Annotated in this window: 18 protein-coding genes; 9 read left to right on the top strand and 9 right to left on the bottom strand. The window is 70.0% G+C overall.

The annotated features are described in order from the left end of the window. Positions 1-131: 131 nt before the first annotated feature. The gene (locus tag ACLJPX_RS38895; protein ID WP_410605324.1) at positions 132-827 is read left to right on the top strand and encodes a class I SAM-dependent methyltransferase; all 696 of its coding nucleotides are present in this window, start codon (positions 132-134) and stop codon (positions 825-827) included. A gap of 12 nt (positions 828-839) precedes the next feature. Here the strand turns inward: ACLJPX_RS38895 and ACLJPX_RS38890 are convergent, their stop codons facing one another. Next, the gene (locus tag ACLJPX_RS38890; RefSeq protein WP_158255821.1) at positions 840-1,874 is read right to left on the bottom strand and encodes a DUF3068 domain-containing protein; all 1,035 of its coding nucleotides are present in this window, start codon (positions 1,872-1,874) and stop codon (positions 840-842) included. Between the two features lie 236 nt (positions 1,875-2,110). Here ACLJPX_RS38890 and ACLJPX_RS38885 point away from each other — a divergent pair, with 236 nt between their 5' ends. Next, complete coding sequence (locus ACLJPX_RS38885) at positions 2,111-2,491, top strand: hypothetical protein (protein WP_410605265.1); 381 nt, start codon at positions 2,111-2,113, stop codon at positions 2,489-2,491. Here ACLJPX_RS38885 and ACLJPX_RS38880 read toward each other — a convergent pair. The 4 genes from ACLJPX_RS38880 to ACLJPX_RS38865 form a co-directional block, all read right to left on the bottom strand. Further along, the gene (locus tag ACLJPX_RS38880; RefSeq protein ID WP_101608689.1) at positions 2,488-3,666 is read right to left on the bottom strand and encodes a PucR family transcriptional regulator; all 1,179 of its coding nucleotides are present in this window, start codon (positions 3,664-3,666) and stop codon (positions 2,488-2,490) included. The genes ACLJPX_RS38885 and ACLJPX_RS38880 overlap by 4 nt on opposite strands. A 145-nt stretch (positions 3,667-3,811) precedes the next feature. Further along, positions 3,812-4,582 carry a hypothetical protein gene (locus ACLJPX_RS38875; RefSeq protein WP_410605264.1) on the bottom strand — a complete coding sequence of 257 codons (771 nt, stop codon included), beginning with the start codon at positions 4,580-4,582 and terminating at the stop codon, positions 3,812-3,814. A 94-nt stretch (positions 4,583-4,676) separates the two neighbouring features. Beyond that, positions 4,677-5,366, bottom strand: a complete 690-nt coding sequence (locus ACLJPX_RS38870; RefSeq protein ID WP_410605263.1) for a sigma-70 family RNA polymerase sigma factor — start codon at positions 5,364-5,366, stop codon at positions 4,677-4,679. 144 nt (positions 5,367-5,510) lie between these two features. Continuing rightward, a complete protein-coding gene (locus tag ACLJPX_RS38865; RefSeq protein ID WP_410605262.1) occupies positions 5,511-6,008 on the bottom strand; it encodes a hypothetical protein in 498 nt (165 codons plus the stop codon). Positions 6,009-6,207: 199 nt separating this feature from the next. Between ACLJPX_RS38865 and ACLJPX_RS38860 the strand changes: the two genes are divergently transcribed. Both ACLJPX_RS38860 and ACLJPX_RS38855 read left to right on the top strand, forming a co-directional pair. Continuing rightward, complete coding sequence (locus ACLJPX_RS38860) at positions 6,208-7,239, top strand: hypothetical protein (protein ID WP_410605261.1); 1,032 nt, start codon at positions 6,208-6,210, stop codon at positions 7,237-7,239. Positions 7,240-7,472: 233 nt separating this feature from the next. Continuing rightward, on the top strand, positions 7,473-8,330 hold the full coding sequence (locus tag ACLJPX_RS38855) for a hypothetical protein (protein WP_410605260.1): 858 nt from the start codon (positions 7,473-7,475) through the stop codon (positions 8,328-8,330). Positions 8,331-8,347: 17 nt separating this feature from the next. On the opposite strand, the gene ACLJPX_RS38850 is transcribed toward ACLJPX_RS38855, so the two are convergent. Beyond that, positions 8,348-9,217 (bottom strand): alpha/beta fold hydrolase, encoded by an 870-nt coding sequence (locus tag ACLJPX_RS38850; protein ID WP_410605259.1) that lies wholly within the window; start codon positions 9,215-9,217, stop codon positions 8,348-8,350. A 119-nt stretch (positions 9,218-9,336) separates the two neighbouring features. On the opposite strand from ACLJPX_RS38850, the gene ACLJPX_RS38845 reads away from it, so the two are divergent. Then, the gene (locus ACLJPX_RS38845) at positions 9,337-12,420 is read left to right on the top strand and encodes a BTAD domain-containing putative transcriptional regulator (protein ID WP_410605323.1); all 3,084 of its coding nucleotides are present in this window, start codon (positions 9,337-9,339) and stop codon (positions 12,418-12,420) included. 1 nt (position 12,421) lies between these two features. On the opposite strand, the gene ACLJPX_RS38840 is transcribed toward ACLJPX_RS38845, so the two are convergent. From ACLJPX_RS38840 to ACLJPX_RS38830, 3 genes are read right to left on the bottom strand one after another with little or no spacing between them, the layout of a single operon-like run. After that, the gene (locus ACLJPX_RS38840) at positions 12,422-12,718 is read right to left on the bottom strand and encodes a hypothetical protein (protein WP_101608681.1); all 297 of its coding nucleotides are present in this window, start codon (positions 12,716-12,718) and stop codon (positions 12,422-12,424) included. Next, positions 12,711-16,109 carry a TM0106 family RecB-like putative nuclease gene (locus tag ACLJPX_RS38835; RefSeq protein ID WP_410605322.1) on the bottom strand — a complete coding sequence of 1,133 codons (3,399 nt, stop codon included), beginning with the start codon at positions 16,107-16,109 and terminating at the stop codon, positions 12,711-12,713. Before ACLJPX_RS38835 ends, ACLJPX_RS38840 begins: the two co-directional genes overlap by 8 nt. A 52-nt stretch (positions 16,110-16,161) precedes the next feature. Continuing rightward, on the bottom strand, positions 16,162-16,872 hold the full coding sequence (locus tag ACLJPX_RS38830; RefSeq protein WP_410605258.1) for a GntR family transcriptional regulator: 711 nt from the start codon (positions 16,870-16,872) through the stop codon (positions 16,162-16,164). Between the two features lie 121 nt (positions 16,873-16,993). Here ACLJPX_RS38830 and ACLJPX_RS38825 point away from each other — a divergent pair, with 121 nt between their 5' ends. The 4 genes from ACLJPX_RS38825 to ACLJPX_RS38810 all read left to right on the top strand — a co-directional run bounded on the left by ACLJPX_RS38825 (position 16,994) and on the right by ACLJPX_RS38810 (position 21,306). Further along, a complete protein-coding gene (locus ACLJPX_RS38825; protein WP_410605257.1) occupies positions 16,994-17,908 on the top strand; it encodes a glycoside hydrolase family 16 protein in 915 nt (304 codons plus the stop codon). Positions 17,909-17,942: 34 nt separating this feature from the next. Then, positions 17,943-18,815 carry a sigma-70 family RNA polymerase sigma factor gene (locus ACLJPX_RS38820; protein WP_410605256.1) on the top strand — a complete coding sequence of 291 codons (873 nt, stop codon included), beginning with the start codon at positions 17,943-17,945 and terminating at the stop codon, positions 18,813-18,815. 98 nt (positions 18,816-18,913) lie between these two features. Further along, a complete protein-coding gene (locus ACLJPX_RS38815) occupies positions 18,914-19,690 on the top strand; it encodes a cyclase family protein (RefSeq protein ID WP_410605255.1) in 777 nt (258 codons plus the stop codon). Further along, on the top strand, positions 19,687-21,306 hold the full coding sequence (locus ACLJPX_RS38810; protein ID WP_410605254.1) for a thiamine pyrophosphate-binding protein: 1,620 nt from the start codon (positions 19,687-19,689) through the stop codon (positions 21,304-21,306). Before ACLJPX_RS38815 ends, ACLJPX_RS38810 begins: the two co-directional genes overlap by 4 nt.

Here is a 21,306-nt window from a genome sequence, read left to right as displayed (position 1 = left end):
GTTAGCGACAATGCTAGGTTACCGGTGCGTACACGGTAGATGAATCATTCTCGGAAAGCGATGGTTCGATGGTCGGTAATCGGTCAGTGACACTCTCGGTGATGCCGCATCGCGCCACTTTGCGCAGATCCGTGACCTTGTTCCGTACTTTTCTCACCGAGCAGACCGATCCGGACGGTTTCTACTCGGTGCTCGCCGAGGACTCCGTCAGGCAATTGGCCCAGCACACTCCGTTGAACGGCCGCACCATCGCCGACGTCGGCGGCGGACCAGGCTATTTCTCGGACGCCTTCCGTGCCGCCGGCGCCACGTATCTCGGGATAGATCCCGACGTCGGCGAGCTGACGGCGCGGGGAGAGGCCGGTGAGAACATGGTCCGGGGCAGCGGGACGGAACTGCCGGTGCGCACCGGATCCGTGGACATCTGCTATTCCTCGAACGTGCTCGAACACGTTTCCGAACCCGAGGTCATGCTCGCCGAGATGTGCCGGGTGACCAAACCCGGCGGGACGGTTTTCGCCTCGTTCACGCCGTGGTATTCACCGTGGGGCGGTCACGAGACGGCGCCGTGGCATTTCCTGGGTGGCTTCTACGCCCGGCGGCGTTATCTCGAAAAGAACGGGAAGGAGCCGAAGAACAAATTCGGGGAGAGCCTTTTCGCCTTTTCGGCCGGCGCGGCCATCCGGTGGGGGAAGGCCACGCCGCTCGCCGATCTCCAGGAGGTCTATCCGCGTTACCACCCCTCCTGGGCCCAGTGGATCGTGCGGGTTCCCGGCGTCCGGGAAGTCGCGTCGTGGAACTTGGTGATGGTGCTGCGCAAGCGCTAGTTGTTGCCAGTGCTAGTGGCGCGAAGGGGCGGGGCGGCGCTTCACCAGAAGGAAGACCCCGAGCGCGAGGAAGGCCGCCCCGCCGATCCCGAGCACGATCGGCCCGGTGCTCCCGATGAAGTCCAACTTGCCCTTGTTCTCGCCGACCTGCTTGACCATCGCCTCGACGGTCGCCTCGGTGAAGGTCAGCTTGCCGTCGAAGACCACCGTGGGCGTGGGATTCGCGGCCGACCGGAGTTCCTGGTGCGACCGCTGTTCCTGCTTCACCTGGATCCCGGTCACCGGCTCGATCCAGCTGGTGACGGTGCCCTGGTAGAACTGCCCCGCCTCGACGGAGTCCCCGGTGGCGCCGATGAGCGAGCCGGGCACCTTCTTCGTGGAGATCTTCGTGTCGGGGATCTCCTGGACGAACTTGTAGACCTCGACGCCCTTGATGTCTTCGACGCCCTTGAACCGGGCCTGGACGGCGCGGCCGGTGTTGTCGTCGTAGACCTGGTAGTCCTTCTGCTCGGTGTCGAAGGGGAACTTGAAGTTCAGGCCGGGCTGCGGCTTGTACTCCTGGATCTCCTCGGGCTTCTCGTTCTCCTTCGCGGCCTTCTCCTTGAGCTTCGTGACGAAGCTGGAGTTGCGGGAGCACTTCGACTCCTGGTCGCCGCCCGGTGGCACGTAGCCCTCCGCGGTGCGGCGGTCGAAGCAGACCTGCCGTTTGCTCGCGCTGACCACGGTCTGGTCGCTGGTGTCGACGACCGAGACGGCCAGCAGCCACACCGCGACGTCCGTGCCCTCCCGCATCTCCGGCGGCGCGAAGTTCGCGATCACCCGGGCGGTCGCCTTCAGCTTGGCGTCGTCACGGATCTCGGTGACGGTCTTGCCGTCCTCGGTCTTCACCGCGAGCACCTTGGACGCGGTGCCTTCGAGGACCGACGTCGATTCCTGGTTCAGTGGCACTTTGGCGAGTTCGGGTTTCACGTAGGTCGGCAGCAACACCGCGCCGGCGATGGCGAACACCCCTAGTGCCAAGAAGATCAGGCTCAACGCACGTCGCAACGGTCCTCCTGGTGAGACCACGGAAAATCCACATTACCCATCGGTAATCGGTCGCCAGATAGTGGCTGGTGGACCGGTCAGCGTCAAAGGTGTGACCGACGGTCATAGGTACGCCGCAGGGCCGGAAGGCGGTACGGGTGCCGCCATTCGGCGCAGGCAGCCAAACATGTTTGTTCCCGGGAACAACGTGAGCGGGACCACCATCGGACGACTTCCGGTGCGTGGAAAGGAACTCTGTGCCGCAAGACCCGAACGATCCCCGCGCGCTGGACATCGGCGCGTACTCGGACTCCATCACCGACGTCGAACTCCGCGACGCTGTCGCGGACGTCGCCGCGTTGCTTTCGTTGCACGGCAACGTGATCCGCGACCTCGACGCCAGGAGATCACGGTGGCGTCCCGGACGGCGGTCCCCGCATCCGGACATCGTGCTGTCCGCGGCCGGGCGCCGTCCACAGTGGACGAGGTCCGCGAATCCCGAGGTGACCCTGCCGGTCGCCACTACCTCGCGCGGCCGCACGCTCGCGGTACGGCTCACCGCGCGGCCCGGTCTCGGGCACACGCTGCTGGACCTCGCGAGGATCATCGACGCCGACATGGCGCCGGACGGGCGCTAGCGCGCGTCGTCCGCCAGCCGGACCGCCTCCAGCGCGACGTAGAGCTCACCGACGTCGACCGGATCGGACAGGTCACGCCTGGTCAGTTCCTGCACCCGGCGCAGCCGGTAACGGACCGTGTTCGGGTGGACGATCAGCCTGTCCGCGGCCTCCTTCGCCGAGCCGTGCCCGGCGAACCACGCGACCAGCGTGTCGAGCAGGACGTGCCGTTCGGCCTGGGGGAGCACCAGGATCCCGGTGAGTACCGAGCGCACGACGTCCCGCGACATCGCGGGCGCGCTCGCGACCAGCGTGGTGACCGGCGAGTCGCCGAAGACGGCGACGCCGGTGGTGCCGGTGGACAGTGACCGGCGGGCGATCCGGGCCCGGTGCACCGCGTCCGGCACTTCGAGGAAGCCGTTGAACGGCCTGCTCATCCCCACCGCCAGCGGCAGGGCGCCCAGTACGTCGCGCAGCCGCCGGACGTCCTCGACGCGGTCGATCACGACCAGCCCGGTTTCGGCACCCGGCCGCCACGCCGACTTCCAGCGCCGCGCCCGCAGCAGCGCCTCGACGCCGGGGCGCTCCTTCGGTTCGACGGCTTCGGTCACGACGGCGACGAACGTGCCCGCGGCCGGGAGATCGAGTTCCTTCGCGGCGTTCTCGAGCTCGGCCTGGGTGGCGAACCGGCCCTGCAGCAGGCCGTCGAGCAGGGCGAGCTTCTCGTGGGAGAGTTCGGCGGCGACCTCGCTGTACGCGGTGGTCAGCGCGTCGGAGTAGAGGTCGATGGTCTTCCACACGTTGGAATTGATCTCCACCGTGCGGGCGGGGTTGATGAAGCCGGGGCCGGCCAGTTCCAGCAGGCGCTCGTAGACGAAGATCCCGCCGATGCGGAACGCGCGGAGCACGGACGGCAGCGGGATACCCTGCCGGGCCTGCGCCAGACCGGTCTTGCGGGCCGCGTCGAGCGGGAGCCCCCGGCCCTCCACGAGCGCCGTCAGCGCCCGCTCGAGATTCGCGCGGCAGACCTTGCGCAGCTCGTCCGGCGCGGTGCTGTCCACTTGGTGGTAGAACTCGTCCTCGTCGCTGAGCAGCCGGGCGAGGCGGTCGCTGAACTCGGGCAGCCGGGTGAGCATCGCCTGCATGAGCACACGCTGCTCCCGGGGTGCGGGAGTAGCGAGAGCCTCGGTGCCCATCCGTCAACTCTAACCCGACGGAGTGGCCGATTTTTATCACGATGCGACGAAAGGGCTGTTTCCGGTGCTGGGCGCGCCTGACAAGAAGGAACGCCGCCGGACGAAGACCTCTTCGTCCGGCGGCGCCCCCAGGTGGCCCGGGTGATCAGTGGTTGATCTTGAACCAGGGCTGCGACCAGCCGAGATAGGTGTAGTTCCACTTGCTCTTGATCTGCGCGATCGTGGTCTCGGTGAAGCTGCCGGGGCCGTTGATGTCGTTCGACAGGAACTTGCCGTCGCCGATGGAGATCATCGTGTGCCCGGTGCCGCCGTTGCTGAAGAAGGCGAGCCCGCCCGCGGGGACCTGGGTGTCACCCGGGTGCTTGTACGAACCCGGGAGCTGGGTCCAGTGGACGTAGGCCGTCTCCGAGCCGCTCGCGGTCCAGCCGTAGGCCCACGAGTTGATCCGGTCGCACCAGCGGTAGTAGTCCGGGTCGTTGTTGGTGTGCACGTGTGCCTTGGCCCACGCGACGGCTTGTGCGCAGGTCCTCGGGTTGCCGGTGCCCGCGGTCGAGCAGGAGAGGGTGCTGCCCGCGCAGTTCGGGGCGACCCGGCCGTCCGAGCCGGTGTAGACGTAGGCGTCGCTGATGTAACCGCCCTTGGACGGCACGTAGTCCCAGATGTCGGTGGTGCCGTACTTCCCGGTCACCGTCGAGCCGTTCGTCTGGCAGTCGATGGTGACGGCGGTGCCGCTCGCGACCGTGCCGACCGCGCTCCCGCCCGTGCTCGGGGTCGACCGGACGGTCACGGCGACGCCGGAGTCGGTGTTCACCGTGCCCGTCGCCGCCAGCGCCTCGCCCGCTCCGCCGAGCATGATCGCCCCGGCCATCGCGATCGCGCTCAGGGCGCCGCCGACGATCCTCGATCGGATCTTCATTGCTGTCCTCCAGTGGTTTCCCCAGATAGGTGGACAGGATGCAAGATCCCCGTACAAGTGGCGTACAAGAAACGACGGTCCGAAGTGGACGGTTCTATACCGGGACGAGCTCCGGGACGGCCACCTCCCCGAGTTCCGGGACATCGGGCGCGTAACGGGCATTCCGCTCGGTGAGCAGGGCGCGCAATCTGGTCAGCGCCCGGTACTGGGCCGCGCGGACCGCTCCGGCGCTCGGCAGGCCGAGGCGTTCGGCCGTCTCCTCGGCCGAAAGGCCGAACACGAACCGGAGGGCGAGGACCTGCCGGTGCGGCATCGGCAACCTGGCCAGCAGGACGCCGGCCTGCATCCGGTGCTCCAGCCGTTCGATCTCGTCCGGGTCACGGCGGATCCACCGGGTCAGGCCGTCGCCGATCTCCGCGACGGTGGCGACCGGTTCGCGAGCGCGGCGCCGGTGGAAATCGGCCACCTTGTGCCCGGCGATCCCGAAAGCGAAGGCGAGGAACCCGTCCGGGCGGTACCGGTAGCGGGGCAAAGCGATCAAGACGGCCTGCAGCACCTCCTGCGCGCAGTCCTGTGCGTCGCAGGCACCCGTTCCGGTGCTCCCGAGCCTCCGGGCGCAGTAGCGGAACACGTGCGGGGAAAGGAAACGGGCCAACTCCCGGACCGCGTCCGGATCACCCGCGACGGCCGCCCGGACCAGCCTGCTCTCCGGGTTGGGCAGCAGCCCCGCCGTGGCGGCCGCTCGGGAGTCCGCGGGTATCGTCGAGGGCGCTACCTCGTCCAAGTCTGCACTCCTGGTTCAGGGGAACTGGTCACCAAGGTGCGCCCGTCATCGGGGACTGGGACTTCGTGCGCGGTTGTTCAGCCTGCCGCGCCGCGCTGGGGATGTCCACACGTTCGGCGGGAAGTCATCCGAACCGCGCAATGTCTACTGTGGACGTTGGGGCTGCGATCCCTTGAGGCAGGAAAGCACCGGGGGATAGGCCGTGGTGTCGGTGCTGAGAAAGTCCGATGTCCAGACCAGGCAATGCGCGAGCACGCGGATCCGGTGGTCGAGGTCGGCGTTTTCGCAGGCCGCCCCGATCTGGGCGGCGCAGGTGTCCCGGTCGTCGCGGACGCTGGCGGCGATGGCGCGGACCATCGCGGCCACGCCGGGATCCAGTTTGTCGGGCCGGACCGTCAGGCCCGCGGGATCCCGCAGGCGCAAGGTGAACGGTTCACGGATCCGCAGCGAACGACGGCGATCCTTGGCGGCCAGGGAGAAGGTGTCGACAAGCCGCCCGACGACGTCGCCGAGCGCCGGTCCTTCCCGGGTGGGCGAGGCGGTGGACACCAGGGCGGCGGCGAGCCGGTCTGCCTCGCCGGATCTGGTGAGGGAAAGGAGATCGCGGGCGACGGTGTGCGCGCGTCTGGGACTGGGTTTCATGTCGGGGCCCCTCGTTTGTCCTGCCGACAACCGATACCCCGCGGGAAGGAGGCTAAACATGAAGGTATGTCGGATTGGGGCGGCCGGGGGCGCGGATTGCGCCGTTCGGCCCAGCCCGGGGGAGATCGGACGGTTCTGTAACGGCGAGCGACCGGGGGACGACGCCTGGTAGGACCGGTCGTCGGACGGGCGGAGGGGCATGCTGTCGAGTCTTCTCCCGGGACTGCGGGAACTCCGGGCGCCGCTCGCCGCGGGCTACGTCTGGCTTCTCGGGCTCTGGCTCGCCTTCCGGCCCGGCCTGCCCCCGCCCGGTCAGGCTTCCGGCGTCTACCGGGACCTGCTGGATCTGGGTTCCTGGTCGGGCAAGGCCGCGGTCTTCGCGGCCGCCACCTTCGCCGCGTACCTCCTCGGGACGATGTCCCTCGCCGTCACCCACTGGCTCGACACGATCGTGACCCCGTTGTTCCGCCGGTCGAAACTCCAGGGAATCGCCTGGCTGGAGCCGAAATACCGGGGCAGGCGGCTGATCCTGCGCGCGTTGCGGGACGCCGTGGTCAACAAGCTGTCGGACCGGTTCCTCGCCGACGAGGCCTTCCGCGACAAGGTGCTGTCCCACGTCAGTGGACTTCAGGATTTCGCACGGCGGGCCGGGCAGGAACTTCCGGAGATCGTCGCCGGGGTGCGCGGCGGTGACCACCGGCGACGGGCCATGGACGACTACCTCCACCGCTGGCACCTCCTCGGCACCGTCGTCCGGCTCGACGCCTACGTCGAATCGGCCAAAGAGGATCTGGACTACGTCGGGCCGAGGCTGCTCGGAAAAGAGGACCAGCTCTACGGCGAATACGATCGGCAGAACGCCGAAGGGTCGTTGCGCATCGGTCTTTTCCTGCCGCTCGCATTCCTCGTCGCCGTCCTGGCCCTGCGAGTGAGCCCCTGGTGCCTGCCCGCCCTGATCGTGCCCGTGACGCTGCTCTATCTCGGCTCGTCGTCGTGGGCGGCGGCCGAGCAGAACCTCGCCGTGGCGCTCGCCGCGGAACGGGTCGAAAGCCCGACGCTGGAACTGCTCAAGTCGGCCGACGTCGAGTTCGTTCCCTTCGAGTTGCTGGTGCTGGGGCGGGTGGTGCCGGGGTATTCCGCCGGTTACCCGAACGCCCGCGCGCCCAGGGAAACGCAAGGGCGCATCGCGACCGTCGCACCGAGCAAGTCCATGCCGAAACCCAAGTTCTAGCCGGGCCTCGTGATGCTGACCGGGTAGCCGGTCGGGTCGTGACGGCTGAGCGGTCGTATCCGGCGGGGGTGTGTGGAAATAGGGACACTCAACGTCCCTATTTCCACACACCCCCGCCGCCCGAAGCGACGCCTCGCCAGACACGCAACGCTCGATGGTTGCCGGGCATCGGGCAAAGACGGCAACGAGAACACCGACACCAACGGCAAGTAGTACCAAGGACAGGACAACAGGTGAAGAAGTACGGCTGGGACGAGTTACCGGAACCCGTTCGGGAAGCCCTCCGGAATCGTGTCGGCGACATCGACAGGGTCGGTGAGATCGAGGTCGGCCAGAGCAGCAACTTCGCCGCCGTGTTCCATCGCGACGGAGCGGCCCCCTTGTTCGTCAAGGGTGTCGAGGGTGTGTCGCCCGCGATGCGCTGGCTCCGGAACGAGGCCGAACTCGGCACGCTGGTATCCGGCATCGCCCCGGCCGTGCACTTCGCCGCCGACATCGAGGACTGGCTGCTCGTCGGCTTCGAATACGTCGACGGCCGACGAGCCCGGCTCCAACCGGGCTCGTCGGATCTCACGCGAGTCGCCGAGACGGTCAACCGCATCGGCGATATCAAAGCGCCCGGACTCAAGCCCCTGGAACAGCGCTGGAAGTCCGCTTGGTGGCCCAAGCTCGCCCAGGAGCGGCCAGAGATCGTCGGCGACTGGGACATCGACGAGCTGACGGCATGGGAGCAGAAGGCTCCGGAGCTCACGGCCGGACACTCCTTGCTGCATACAGACCTTCATGCCGACCAGTTCCTCGTCCCGGCGACCGGAGACATCCGTGTCATCGACTGGGGCTGGCCCGCTCAAGGTGCGGCCTGGGTCGATCCGGCCTTCATGGTGATCCGCCTCATCGGTGACGGCCATCAGGCGATGGACGCCGAGACCTGGGCGAAGACGAGCACGCGCTGGAGCGAGGCCACCGAGGAGGAGATCACCGCGTTCGCCGTGTACGTCGCAGGGCTCTGGAGCTACAAGGCCGCTACCACCATCAGGCTGGCACAGATCGCACGTGACTATGCCGGCTGGCGCCTGCGACGGCCGCTTTGATTCGCCCGCCCCAAGTTCTAGCGCGTCAGCAGTTCTCGCAGTGCCTTCACCACCTCCGACGGTGATTCCTCGGCCATGAAGTGGCCCGTGTTGACCGTCCGGTGGTCCAGGTCCGTCGCCCACGCCTCCCAGAGCGCGACGGCGTCGTAGCCGAGCGCGGCGCCCCAGTCCTGCTGGAGAACGGTGAGCGGCATGGCGAGGCGGTTGCCCGCTTCGCGATCCGCGGTGTCGTGCTCGACGTCGATCGTCGCCGACGCGCGATAGTCGGCGACGATCGAGGTCACCGCGTTCCGTGACGCCTCCAGATACGCGGCCCGGACGTCGGCCGGGATCGCGTCGCCCGGCCGCGTCCACGCGTCGAGGAAGTGGCCGAAGAACGCGTCGGGCGCGGCGCTGATCAGCTGTTCCGGCAGGCCGGGCGGCTGGGCCATCAGGTAGAGGTGGAAGCCGACCGCGGCGCGGGTGCCGTGCAGCACGTCCCACATGTCCAGGGTCGGCAGCACGTCGAGGATCGCGAGGTGGCTCACCTCGTCCGGGTGGTCGAGCCCGGCCCGCAGGGCCACCAGCGCGCCCCGGTCGTGCCCGGCGAGGGCGAACCGGTCGTGGCCGAAGGCCTTCGCGACGGCGACGACGTCGGCCGCCATCGAGCGCTTCGAGTAGGTCTCGCCGGTGTCGGCGGGCTTGTCGCTTTCGCCGTATCCCCGCAGGTCAGGGCAGATGACAGTGTGGTCCGCCGCCAGATCCGCCGCCACGTGCCGCCACATGAGGTGGGTCTGGGGGAAACCGTGCAGCAGCACGATCGGGCTGCCTGTCCCGGCGACGGCGACGTCGAGTGTCACGTCGTCGGCCACGGGGACGCGCTGGTAGTCGAATCCGGTGATGCGCATGGGTGCCTTCCTGGTCGTTTCCGTCGACCACGAGCGTCCCGGGCCCGAATCAGCACCCGGTCAGCGACGGCCGAGCGGCCGGGGCACGATGATCACCGTCGGTGAACGAGGAGGTGGCGATGCGGTTCGGGGTGCTCGGCCCGCTCGTGGCCGAGGACGAGCGGGGCGACGTCGGGCTCAACGGCCCGCGGCACCGGGCGGTGCTGGCGAGGCTGCTGATCGCCCGCGGCCGGGTCGTGCCGGTGGAACGCCTGGTCGACGACCTGTGGGAGCGTCCGCCCGAAGGCGCCGTCGGCGCTGTCCAGACGTTCGTTGGTGCCCTGCGCCGCGCGCTGGAACCGGATCGTGCGCCCCGCGAGCCGGCGCGGCTGCTCGTCACGGTCGGCCGCGGCTACGCTCTCCGCGCGGATTCCGTCGACGCTTGGGATTTCGAGACCGCCGTCACCACGGTCCGTGAACTGGTCGATGCCCATCGCGTGGACGACGCACTGTCGCAAGTGGACACCGCGCTCTCGCTTTGGCGCGGGCCCGCGTATGCCGGGTTCGCCGACGAAGGCTGGGCGCGCGGCGAGGTCTCCCGGCTGACCGAACTCCGGCTGCTGGCGGAGGAACTCCGCGCCGAGGCCCTCCTCGCGCTCGGGAGGGCCGCCGAGGCGATCCCCGATCTGGAGTCACGGGTTCGCGAAAACCCGTTGCGGGAAAACGGTTCCCGGTTGCTCGCGCTGGCGCTCTACCGATCCGGGCGGCAGAGTGACGCGCTGGCCGTGCTGCGCACCACGCGCGCGCTGCTCGCCGACGAACTCGGCCTCGACCCGGGCGCGGGCCTGCGTGACCTGGAAGCCGGCATCCTGGCGCAGGCGCCCCGGCTGGCGCCGCCCGTGCCCAAGATCGCCGAACGGCCGCTGATCGGCCGCGCCGCGGAGCTGGCGAGGCTCGACGAAGCCGCGACACGGTCGAGGCTGGTGCTCATCTCCGGGGACGCAGGCGTCGGGAAGACCGCGCTCGCCGAAGCGTTCTCCGCTCGCCTGGCCGCGCAGGGCTGGGCCACGGCCTGGGGGAGCAATCCCGACGACGAGGGCCTGCCACCCGCCTACGCGTGGAGCCGGATCCTGACCGCGCTCGCCGACGCCGGGTACGGCGCCGCGCCGACGGCGGGTCCGGTGACCGGGGATCCCATGACCGCGCGACGGCGATGGCATCGCGCGGTCGCGTCCTCTCTGGCCGGCGCCGCGCCTCTCCTGCTCGTCCTCGACGACCTGCATTGGGCGGGTGAGGAGACACTGGCGCTGCTGACGTCGGTACTCGCCGAGCCGGTGCTGATCGTCGCGACCTATCGCGGGACCGATCCGTCCGCCCCCTTGACGGAATTCCTCGGCAGGGCAGCGCGTGTGGAGCCGACGCGGATCTACCTCGGTGGCCTGCCCGAGACCGACGTCGCCGGCCTGGTCCGCGTCACGACCGGGGAAGAAATCGATCCGGAAACCGCCGCGGTGATCCACCGGCGCAGCGGCGGGAACGCCTTCTTCGTCCGCGAACTCGCCCGCCTGCTGTCCTCCGAAGGTCCAGCCGCCCTGGACGCTGTCCCACCGGGAGTCCGCGACGTCGTCCGGCACCGGGTGGAGGCGTTGCCGGACACCGCGCGTGAGGTGGTGCGCCGGGCCGCGGTGATCGGCACGGACGTCGATCTCCGCCTGCTCGAAGCCCTGTCGGGGGAAACCGCGCTCGACGCGGCGGAAATCGCGGTCCAGCACGGACTCCTGACCGAAACGGGGCCGCATCGGTTCCGGTTCTCGCACGCTCTCGTCCGGGACACGCTCTACCACGATCTTTCCCGGTCCCGCTGTGCCCGCGAGCACGGCAGGATCGCCGAAGCGCTGGAGCGCCTTCGCCCGGACGACGTCGATGCCTTGGCACACCATTACGTGCTGTCCGAGGAACACGCGGGACGCGCCGCGCACTACGCGAAAGCTGCCGCGGAAAGGGCCGAAAGCCGTTTCGCGCAGGCGGAAGCGGCGAGACTCTGGGACGCCGCGCTCACCGCGTACGACCGCTCCGGTGCCGCCGACGCGGCGGAGCGACTGGAGCTGATCATGGGCAAGGCCCGCGCGTCGGCCGTGTCCGGTGGCCTCGGCCAGTCCCGGCGGCATCGGGCCGAAGCGCTGGAACTGGCGGAAAAGCTCGACGATCCGCTCCTGACCGCGCGCGTGATCGGCGCCTTCGACATCCCCGCCATCTGGACCGAAAGCGACGATCCCGCACTGGCTTCCCGGATCGCGGCCGCCGTCGAACGGACCCTTGCCGCGTTGCCTACGGAACGGACGGCGGAGCGTTGCCGCCTGCTGGCCACGCTCGCCGTCGAACTGCGGAACGCGGGCGGGCGACGAGCTCGCGAGGCCGCGCGAGAAGCCGAGGCGCTCGCACGGCGTCTCGACGACCCGGCGCTGCTGGCGTTCGCGCTCAACGCCCGGTTCCTGCAGTCCTTCGAGCGCGCCGGGCTCGCGTCCCGGCGGGCCGGGATCGGCGCGGAACTGGTCGACCTCGCCTCACGGCACCGGCTGGTGACGTTCGAGGTGCTCGGACACCTCGTGCTGCTCCAGGCGAAGAGCGCGCTCGCGGATTTCGCGGCGGCCGACCGGCATGCCGCGGCAGCGGACGAACTCGGGGAGAAGTACGGCGTCCCGCTCGTCGCCGTGTTCACCCGGTGGTATCGCGCGATGCGGACCGCGACGACCGGTCCCGGCGGGGAAGCCGCCTATCGCGCCGCGGCCGCCGGGCTCGCCGGAACGGCCATGCCCGGAGTGGACAACGGGATCCTCGCCCTCGCCCTGTTCTGTGACCGGATTCAGCGAGGCTTGCCGCGAGAAGCGGCCGAAGAGAGCTACGGCGCTTACGAAAGCTGGTGCCGCCCGGTGCACCCGATCCCGGATTCGCCCCGGGACCTGTTGTACGAGGCCCGCACCTGCCTGCACGCCGCCGTCGCGATCGAAACCGGCGACCGGACGCTGATGGACCGCCTGTACGCCGAACTCCTGCCCGCCGCCGACGAGATCGCCGGAGCCGGGAGCGGGATGCTCACCCTCCGCCCGGTCGCCGGCTACCTCGGTGACCTCGCCACCGCCCTGGGCCGCCACGCCGCGGCCGCCGCGCACCACCGGCAGGCGCGGGCAATCGCGGTCAAAGCCGGTTCACCGCACTGGGGTTAGCTCACTGCTCCCGCATGGCGCGGCGGATCTCGGCCAGTTTGTCCTTGGCCGCCTTGTCCCGGTCGGCGATCTTCTTGTCCAGCGACGCCACGTCTTCCTTGCCGCCCAAGCCCGCGAGTTCGGTCGAGCCCAGCGAGGTCGTGTACCGCTGCTCGATCCGGTCACGCACGTGGTCGAACGAGGGCACCCCCGACTCGCTGTAGTCCGGGTCCGGAACCTCGACCGGCGGGGCCGGGGACTCTTCGACGATTTCGGCGTCGAGGATTTCCGGCTTCTTCTCCGGACTGTTCTCACTCATGGTCGCTCCGTCCTTGCCGCCAGGGTACGGCTTCCGTCATCAAACCGAGCATGCCCGAGACCAGGCGCATCTGCTCGACCGTGCGGATGTCGGCCTCGACCAGCCGCGGCGAGCAGACCACGACGGCGAGCGCCTGCGCCCGCGAGAGCGCCACGTTGAGCCGGTTGCGGGAGAGCAGGAAATCCAGGCCGCGCGGCAGGTCGACCGCCGACGACGAGGTCATGGTGGTGATCACCACCGGCGCCTCCTGCCCTTGGAACCGGTCCACGGTGCCGACCCGCACGCCGGGGTGCCCGGCCTGCTCCAGCGCGCGGGCCACGACGCGGGCCTGCAGGTTGTATGGGGCCACGACCAGGATGTCCTCGTCGCCGAGCGGCCGGGGCTCGCCGTGGTCGGTCCAGGTGCGGCCGTGGAGTTCGGCGACGAGAGCGGTAACAGCCTCGGCCTCCTCGACCGATCGCGTCGTGTTGCCGTGGTGGTCGACCTCGGCGAGGTACAGCCCCGCGTCGACGCCGTCGATCGCCCGCTCGGCCGCGGAGGGATGCGAGTGCAGGCGGCCCGCGTAGGACAGCCGGGACACCGGTGAACAGACGGCCGGGTGCATCCGGCGGGTCTCGTCGAGGAAATAGCCGAGTTCGGCCGGGATGATGTCGGCCTCGCCGATCAGATGCCCCAGCGCGGAGGCTTCGGCGCCCGCTGGATGCGTGCCCTGCACGACCTGCGGCAACTGCTGCGGATCGCCCAGCAGCAGGAGGTTCTTGGCGCACATCGACACCGCGAGCGCGTCGGCGAGGGCGAACTGGCCCGCCTCGTCGATGATCAGCAGGTCGAACGGCTCTTCCCGGATCGCGGCGTTCGCGAACGTCCACGCGGTGCCGCCGACCAGATGTCCGGTGTCATGTTCCTCGCGCCATTTCACCAGCGCGGGATTGGTCTTCGGCTGCTCCCACGGCGCGGCCGGATCCGGGGTCCGCTTGGCGCGTTTGGCGCACGGCAGATCCGGCGCGTTCTTCAGCGCGGCGGACAGCACGTTCTCCACGGCCTTGTGGCTGGTCGAGGTGACGGCGATCGTCTTGCCCGCGCGGACGAGCTTCGCGATCAGCCTGCCCGCGAGATAGGTCTTGCCCGCGCCGGGCGGGCCCTGGACCGCGAGCGCGGAGCCGTCCAGCTTCTCGACCGCGTCGATCACCGTGTTGACCAGGTCGGGACCCGGTTCCGGCAGGGTCGCGTCGTCACGCAGCCGGGGCGTCGTGCGCCGGAGCAGGTCGACACCGGGGTGAGCGGGCAGCGTCGGGAGCGCGTCGACGACCAGCCGGGCGAGGTCCGCGACCGCGTCGTCCTTGGGGGAGGGCCGCACCGGGCTCCCGGGCAGCACCGCGACGGGCCGGTCGGCGCTGGTCTCGTCGGGCTGGCAGCTTTCCTCGAGGGTCAGTTCGACGGCGGTGGCCGAAACGACCTTGGCGTCCCGCGCGGCGGCTCCGTAGCGCAGGCGGACGTCGTCGCCGGGGGCGAAGGGATGCGGCCGGTCCGGGTCGCAACGAAGCGTCAGTGACCGCTTCGCCTTGCGGACGCGGCCCGAAGGCGGCACCCATTCCCCGGCCTCCATGGTCACCGGCACGGCGCAGGCGTTGTCGGTCTCCAGATCGCCGAGCGGGGCGGCCAGCTGACGGAAGTACTCCCACCACGCCGGATTCGTCTCGCGGCGGTGGTAGCCGACGGACGCGGCCAGCAAGGCGCGGGCACGGTCCTCACCGGTGAACTCGGCCGGATCGTCGGGCAGCCCGTCCAGCAGCGGATCGACCAGCGCGGCGAGCTGCGCGGCGCGTTCGGCGCGTTTCTGAGCGGCGACGTCCTCTTCGGTCTGGCGGAGCAGAGCGTCCACATCGGACTCTTCGGGCGGCTCGGCGAGCGCGATCCCTTCCTCCACACGGATCTTGTGGAGGAACTCGAACAGCCGGAGCGTGGAGACGCAGTCGTATTCGTTGTAGTCGCTGATACCGCGCAAGACTTCGTCCGCGTGCGCTGTCTCACCGGAGGCTGTCAGCGTCAGGTATTCCTCGTAGGCCTCGATGCTCGAAACCGCCGTCTTCACGTCGCCGTCGCGAGCCTCCGGCATGTACAGCGGTTCGAGGTACTTGATGGAATACGACCGCTGCGAGACCCGGAGTGCCTTGCGCACCACGGAGTACAGATCGACGAGTCCACCGCTGCGCAGCAGGTGGTCGACGGCGTCCTCCCGGGTCCCGTGCACGGCGGCGAGCCGCTTGATCGCGGTGACCTCGTACGGGGCGTAGTGGTAGACGTGCGAACCGGGATGTTCCGCGAGCCTCGCGGTGGCGAAGTCGACGAACTCCTCGAAGGCCCGCTTCTCCTGCGACCGGTTGTGCGCCCAGAACGGCGTGAACGGTGTGCCGTCCTCGTCCGTCACCGCGCCGAAGAGGTACTCGAGCCCCTCACCCGCCAGGGCGTAGGGATCGCCTTCCATGTCGAAGAAGACGTCGCCGGGCGCGGGCGGCGGCAGGGTGGCCAGCGCGTCCGGATCGATGATCTCGTAGGCGATCTGCCCGGTGGCGTCCTGCCGGACCTGGATCGCGGCCTGGGCGCGCAAGGTGGTGAACGACGTCGTCGAGATGTCGCGCGGCCGGTCTTCCGGAGCGGCCTCCGCGAGCGCGTCGATGGTGCCGAGTCCCGCCGCGACGAGTTTGCGCCGCTGGTCACCACGCATCCCCGCCACCAGCGAAAGATCGCGATCGGCTTCGCGGGCGCTCGCGCAGTGGGCGGCGTAGGAGCAGCCGCCGCAGGCAGGCCGTTCGTCGGCCCACAGCGGGACGGGCAGGGTGGGCGGCCGGTTCCGCAGCCGGGCGCGGAGCCTGTCCACCAGCGGAAGGAAGTCGTCGACGCGGAACGAACGGGTGCTGTGGTCGCCGAGCAGCAGGTGCATCCGCGGTCCGGCGGGCCAGCCCGCCCGGCGCAGGGCGTCGGCGTACGCGGTCAGCTGGACCACGGCGGCGGGCTTCGCGTGCCGGGCCAGCTTCGTGTCGTACACCTCGTAGCGGCCCTCGTCGTCCCGCATCAGGAAGTCGGCGCGGCCGGAGAACTCGCCGTCGTGGAAGACCGCCTGGTAGATCACCGGGGCGCCCGCGCGCAGCGCCTCTTCGGTGGCCTTCGCGGCGACGACCGGGTCCCGCTCGTCGATCTCGACGACGGCGTTCCGTTCGCCGCGCAGTTTGTCCAGCGTCGCGGCCTCGTGCGCGCGCCCGTGCGTGACGGCCAGCTGATCCGGCCCGGAGCCCGGCCGCGGCGCTCCCGGGAGCCCGGCGGACAGCGCCTGGTTCAGGACGCTGCGGTGCTCGCATTCGAGCAGGTCGGCGAGATCGGACGGGGTGTACATCGCCCGGGAGTCTGACATGGACTCTCCGGCCGGCCGCCCCGGCACGCCGGAGTCAGCCGGAGGTGTGGTCGAACTTCAGGTGCGAGGTGATCCGGTAGCGGTCGCCGCGGTAGATCGAGCGGGTGTACTCGATCACGCGGCGACCGGCGTCGCGGGTGGTGCGCTCGAACAGCAGCGCGGGGGAGTGCTGCGGGACCCCGAGCAGGCCGGACTCGTCGGCGTCGGTGACGGTGGGCTCGATGACCTGCACGGCCGTCGCCGGGACGACCTCGTACCGCCCGCGGAGCAGTTCGTAGAACGAGCCGGACTCGAAGTCGGCGGCCGTGATGTCCGGCACGACGTCCCGGGGGACCAGGATCCGTTCGATCGCCATCGGCGCCTCCTCGACGACCCGGACGCGGGTGACGGCCACCAGTGGACGGCTGGGGGAGACCTCGAGCCGTTTGCCGAGCCGGGCACCAGCCGGGGTGACGGCGAAGTCGATCACCCGGCTGGTCCAGTGTCCTTCGGCGGGCGGGGCGAACTGCTCGCCGCCGGTGGCGGGCACGAGGTCCTGGGAGATCTTGCGCGGCGCGGTGAACGTGCCCCTGCCGTGTTCGCGGACGACGAGGCCGTCTCGCGCCAGTTCGTCGATCGCGGCTCGCAAGGTGGGGCGCGAAACGCCGATTTCGGTGCTCAGCGCGCGTTCCGACGGCAGGACCTCGCCCGGCAGCCGTCGCTCGATGAGCTTGCGAAGCCGTTCCTTGACCTCTGTCCGCCGCATGACCTCAGCCTACCCAGTGGTCACCGGGAATTGACTGGTGGACAAGTTGTCTAGACCTATTGACTTTACCACTTCACGGGGAGACCTTGAAAGAAGCTGACCAGTGGTAAAGGAGAGAGCGATGTCGAACTCGAAGAAGTTCCGTTTCGCCGCTTTGGCCGCGTTGTCGGTCGCCACGCTCGGGCTGGCGCCGGGGACGGCGAGCGGCGCGGCCGCGTGCGGGGCGCTGTTCGACGACTTCCACTACGCCTCGCACACCGACGGTCTGCTCTCGCGGCACGGCTGGCAAGTGCGCTCCGGCGGCGGTGGCCCCGGTGTCCCCGGCGCGCGGTGGGCACCGGAAGGCATCACGTTCCCGACGTCGGGCGGCGACAAGGTGCTGCAACTCGCCTCCGCCACCGACGGCACGTCCGCGGGGACGACGCAGACCGAGATCATGCAGCCCGACCGGCGGTTCTTCGAAGGGACCTACGCGGCACGGATCCGCTTCTCCGACGCGCCGTCGTCCGGCCCGGACGGCGACCGGATCAACCAGACGTTCTTCACGATCAGCCCGCTGCGCTACGCCAACGACCCGATCTACAGCGAACTGGACTTCTCGGAGTACCTGCCGAACGGCGGCTGGGGCGAGGCGGGGCCGGTCAATTTCCAGACCAGCTGGCACACCTACACGCCGGATCCCTGGTACGCCGAGAACAAGAGCGCCAGCCAGCGCCGCAGTATCGACGGCTGGCACTCCGTGGCCGCGACCGTGTCCGGCGGCCATGTGCGGTACTACATCGACGGCGCCCTGGTGGCCGACCACGATCGCGGCGGGCCGTTCGACGTGTACCCGAGGCAGAACATGTCGCTGAACTTCAACCAGTGGTTCATCGACCTCACCCAGCACACCGGCGGCGCGAGTACCTACCTCGAACAGGTGGATTGGGTCTACTACGCGAAGAACGAGGTCCTAACGCCGGCCGTGGCCGCCGAACGCGCCGCTTCGTACCGGTCTTCGGGTGTGCGGTTCGCCGACGATCTCGGGGGTTGTTAAATGTGAGCGGGGTTCTGCGGGAACGAGGAGTGCGGTGGACGAGCGTGATCGGCTGACGGAACGGTTCGAGGAGCATCGGACCAGGTTGCGGGCCGTGGCGTACCGGATGCTGGGCTCCGTCAGTGAGGCCGAAGACGCCGTCCAGGACACGTGGCTGCGGCTCGACCGGACCGATGCCGGGGAGATCGAGAACCTCGGCGGCTGGCTGACCACGGTGGTGGCGCGGGTGTGCCTGAACGTGCTGCGCTCACGCGACCACCGGCGCGAAGATCCGCTGGACGCCGCGTACTCCGAGCCCGCCGACTCCGCCGCCGATCCCGCCGCCGACGCGGTGCTCACCGACTCGATCGGGCTGGCGATGCTGGTGGTCCTGGACACGCTGGCGCCCGCCGAGCGGCTCGCGTTCGTCCTGCACGACATGTTCGCGGTGCCCTTCGACGAGATCGCCCCGCTGATCGACCGCACCCCGGCCGCCGCGAGGCAACTCGCGAGCCGCGCCCGGCGCCGCGTCCAGGCCCGTCCCGCCGCCGCGGAACCGGACCTCGCGCGACGGCGCCAAGTCGTCGACGCCTACCTCGCCGCCGCCCGCGGCGGGGACTTCGAAGCGCTCCTCGAACTCCTCCACCCCGACGTCGTCCTCCGTGCCGACAAGGCGGCGGGCCCCTCACGCGCGCCGATCTTCCTGCAAGGCGCCGGCGTGGTGGCACGTGGTGCCGCGGCCGCTTCGGTGCGGGCGGCCGTCACTCAGCTCGCGCTGGTGAACGGCGGCATCGGTCTCGTGATGGCCGACGAAGGACGTCCTTCGGTGGTGCTCGCGTTCACGTTCAAGGACGGGAAGATCGCCGAGATCGACGTCATTGCGGACCGGGAACGGCTGCAGGGCCTGGACCTGGCGATAGTGGACTGATCCCGAGTCCCGCATTCAGTCGGCCAAATGCGGGACCCCCCACCCTCGCTCCCGGCCTAAGGTGATCCGGACGCCGCAGTCACGTCCGGGAGGCACGCATGTCGTTGTTGGCCCAGTTGACCACCGCCCTCGCCAAGGGCGCGATCGAGGTCGTCGACCTCACCGCCCCGTTGAGCGCGAGCACGCCGATCCTCCAGTTGCCGCCGCCGTTCGCGAACACGATCCCGTTCGGACTGGAGGAGATCAGCCGGTACGACGAACGCGGGCCGCGCTGGTACTGGAACAACATCCACACCGGCGAGCACACCGGGACCCATCTCGACGTCCCGGTGCATTGGGTGTCGGGCAAAGACGGGCACGACGTTTCCGAGGTGCCGTTGCGTTCGCTGGTCGCCCCGGCGGTGGTGCTCGACGCCTCCGCCCGCGCGGCGGAGGATCCGGACTTCCTGCTCTCCATCGACGACATCCGCGAGTGGGAGCGCGAGAACGGGCCCTTGCCCGACGGCGGCTGGCTGCTTTACCGCACGGGGTGGGACGCCCGGTCGCACGACCAGGAGACCTTCCTCAACAACGACGAGAACGGCCCGCATACGCCGGGAATCTCGGGGGAGTGTGCTCGCTGGCTCGCGGAGGAGGCGCCGATCACCGGGTTCGGTGTGGAGACCGTCGGCACCGACGCGGGACAGGCGATGGCCCTCGAACCGGCCTTCCCCTGCCACGAACTCCTTCTGGGCGCGGGAAAGCACGGCCTGACCCAGTTGCGGAACCTGGCGAGCCTGCCGCCCACCGGAGCCCTGCTGGTCGTCAGCCCGCTCCCGATCGTCGGCGGCTCCGGCAGCCCCGCCCGGGTCTACGCGCTGGTCGAGCGGGCATGAAGGTCGCGGAGCTGGTCGGCCGCACCCTCGCGGAACTCGGGGTGGGGACCGCGTTCGGGGTCGTCGGCAGCGGCAACTTCGAGGCCACCAACGGATTGCGGGCGGGCGGGGTGCGGTTCGTCGCCGCGCGGCACGAGGGTGGCGCGGCGAGCATGGCCGACGCGTACGCGCGGATGAGCGGCCGCGTGTCGGTGCTGAGTCTCCATCAGGGTGTCGGGCTGACCAACGCGCTCACCGGGATCACCGAGGCGGCCAAGAGCCGGACCCCGATGATCGTCCTGTCCGCCGACACCGCGGCGTCGGCGGTGCTGTCGAACTTCCGGATCGACCAGGACGCGCTCGCGACCGCCGTCGGCGCGGTGCCGGAACGCGTCCACGGCCCGGCGACCGCGATCGCCGACACCGTCCGCGCGTACCGGGCGGCCTGGCAGCAACGCCGGACCGTCCTGCTCAACCTCCCGCTCGACGTCCAAGCGCACGAAGCGCACGAAGCGCCCGAAGCGATCCCGGTTCCGGAAATCCCCGGTCCGGCACCGATCCGGCCGGACCGTCAGGCGGTCGCGAAACTGGCCGACCTCCTCGCCGGGGCGCGGCGGCCGGTGTTCATCGCCGGTCGCGGCGCACGGGAGAGTTCGGCGCCACTCCGCGAACTCGCGGAGGTCTCCGGCGCGCTGCTGGCGACTTCGGCCGTGGCACACGGCCTCTTCCAAGGTGACCCCTTCTCCCTCGGGATCTCGGGCGGCTTTTCGTCGCCCGCGGCGGCGGACCTCATCGGAAGCGCGGACCTCGTGATCGGCTGGGGGTGCGCGCTGAACAGGTGGACCACGCGGCACGGCACGCTCCTCGGCCCGGACGCCCGGCTGGTCCAGGTCGACGTCGACCAGGCCGCGCTCGGCGCGCACCGGCCGATCGCCCTCGGCGTGGTCGGCGACGTCACCAGCACCGCCGCCGACGTCCACGCGGAACTCGGCACGCGTGGCCACGGCGCCGAGAGACCGCGAATCCCCGCGACGAGCTGGAACGACGTGCCGTATGACGACCTATCCGGCAACGGGAGGATCGATCCGCGCACCCTCAGCCGCCGGCTCGACGAGATCCTCCCGGAAGAACGCGTGGTCTCGATCGACTCCGGCAACTTCATGGGTTACCCGAGCGCGTACCTGTCCGTCCCCGACGAGAACGGTTTCTGTTTCACCCAAGCGTTCCAGTGCGTCGGGCTCGGCCTGGGGACGGCGATCGGCGCGGCACTGGCGAGGCCGGACAGGCTTCCGGTGCTCGGTGTCGGCGACGGCGGGTTCCACATGGCCATCTCGGAGCTGGAAACCGCGGTACGGCTGCGGATCCCGCTCGTGGTCGTCGTCTACAACGACGCCGCGTACGGCGCCGAGATCCACCACTTCGGTGCCGCGGACATGACCACGGTCCGGTTCCCCGACACCGACATCGCGGCGATCGGCCGGGGCTTCGGCTGCGACGGCGTCACCGTGCGGTCGGCCGGGGACCTGGCCGCCGTCACGGACTGGCTCGGCGGGCCACGGGACGCGCCGCTCGTCATCGACGCCAAGATCGCCGACGACGGCGGCTCGTGGTGGCTGGCCGAAGCCTTCCGCCACTGA

The organism is Amycolatopsis sp. lyj-90, assembly GCF_046549035.1.
Taxonomy (GTDB): Bacteria; Actinomycetota; Actinomycetes; order Mycobacteriales; family Pseudonocardiaceae; genus Amycolatopsis.
The sequence above is the reverse complement of the archived record's forward strand: the minus strand, read 5'-3'. Positions and strand labels throughout refer to the sequence as shown.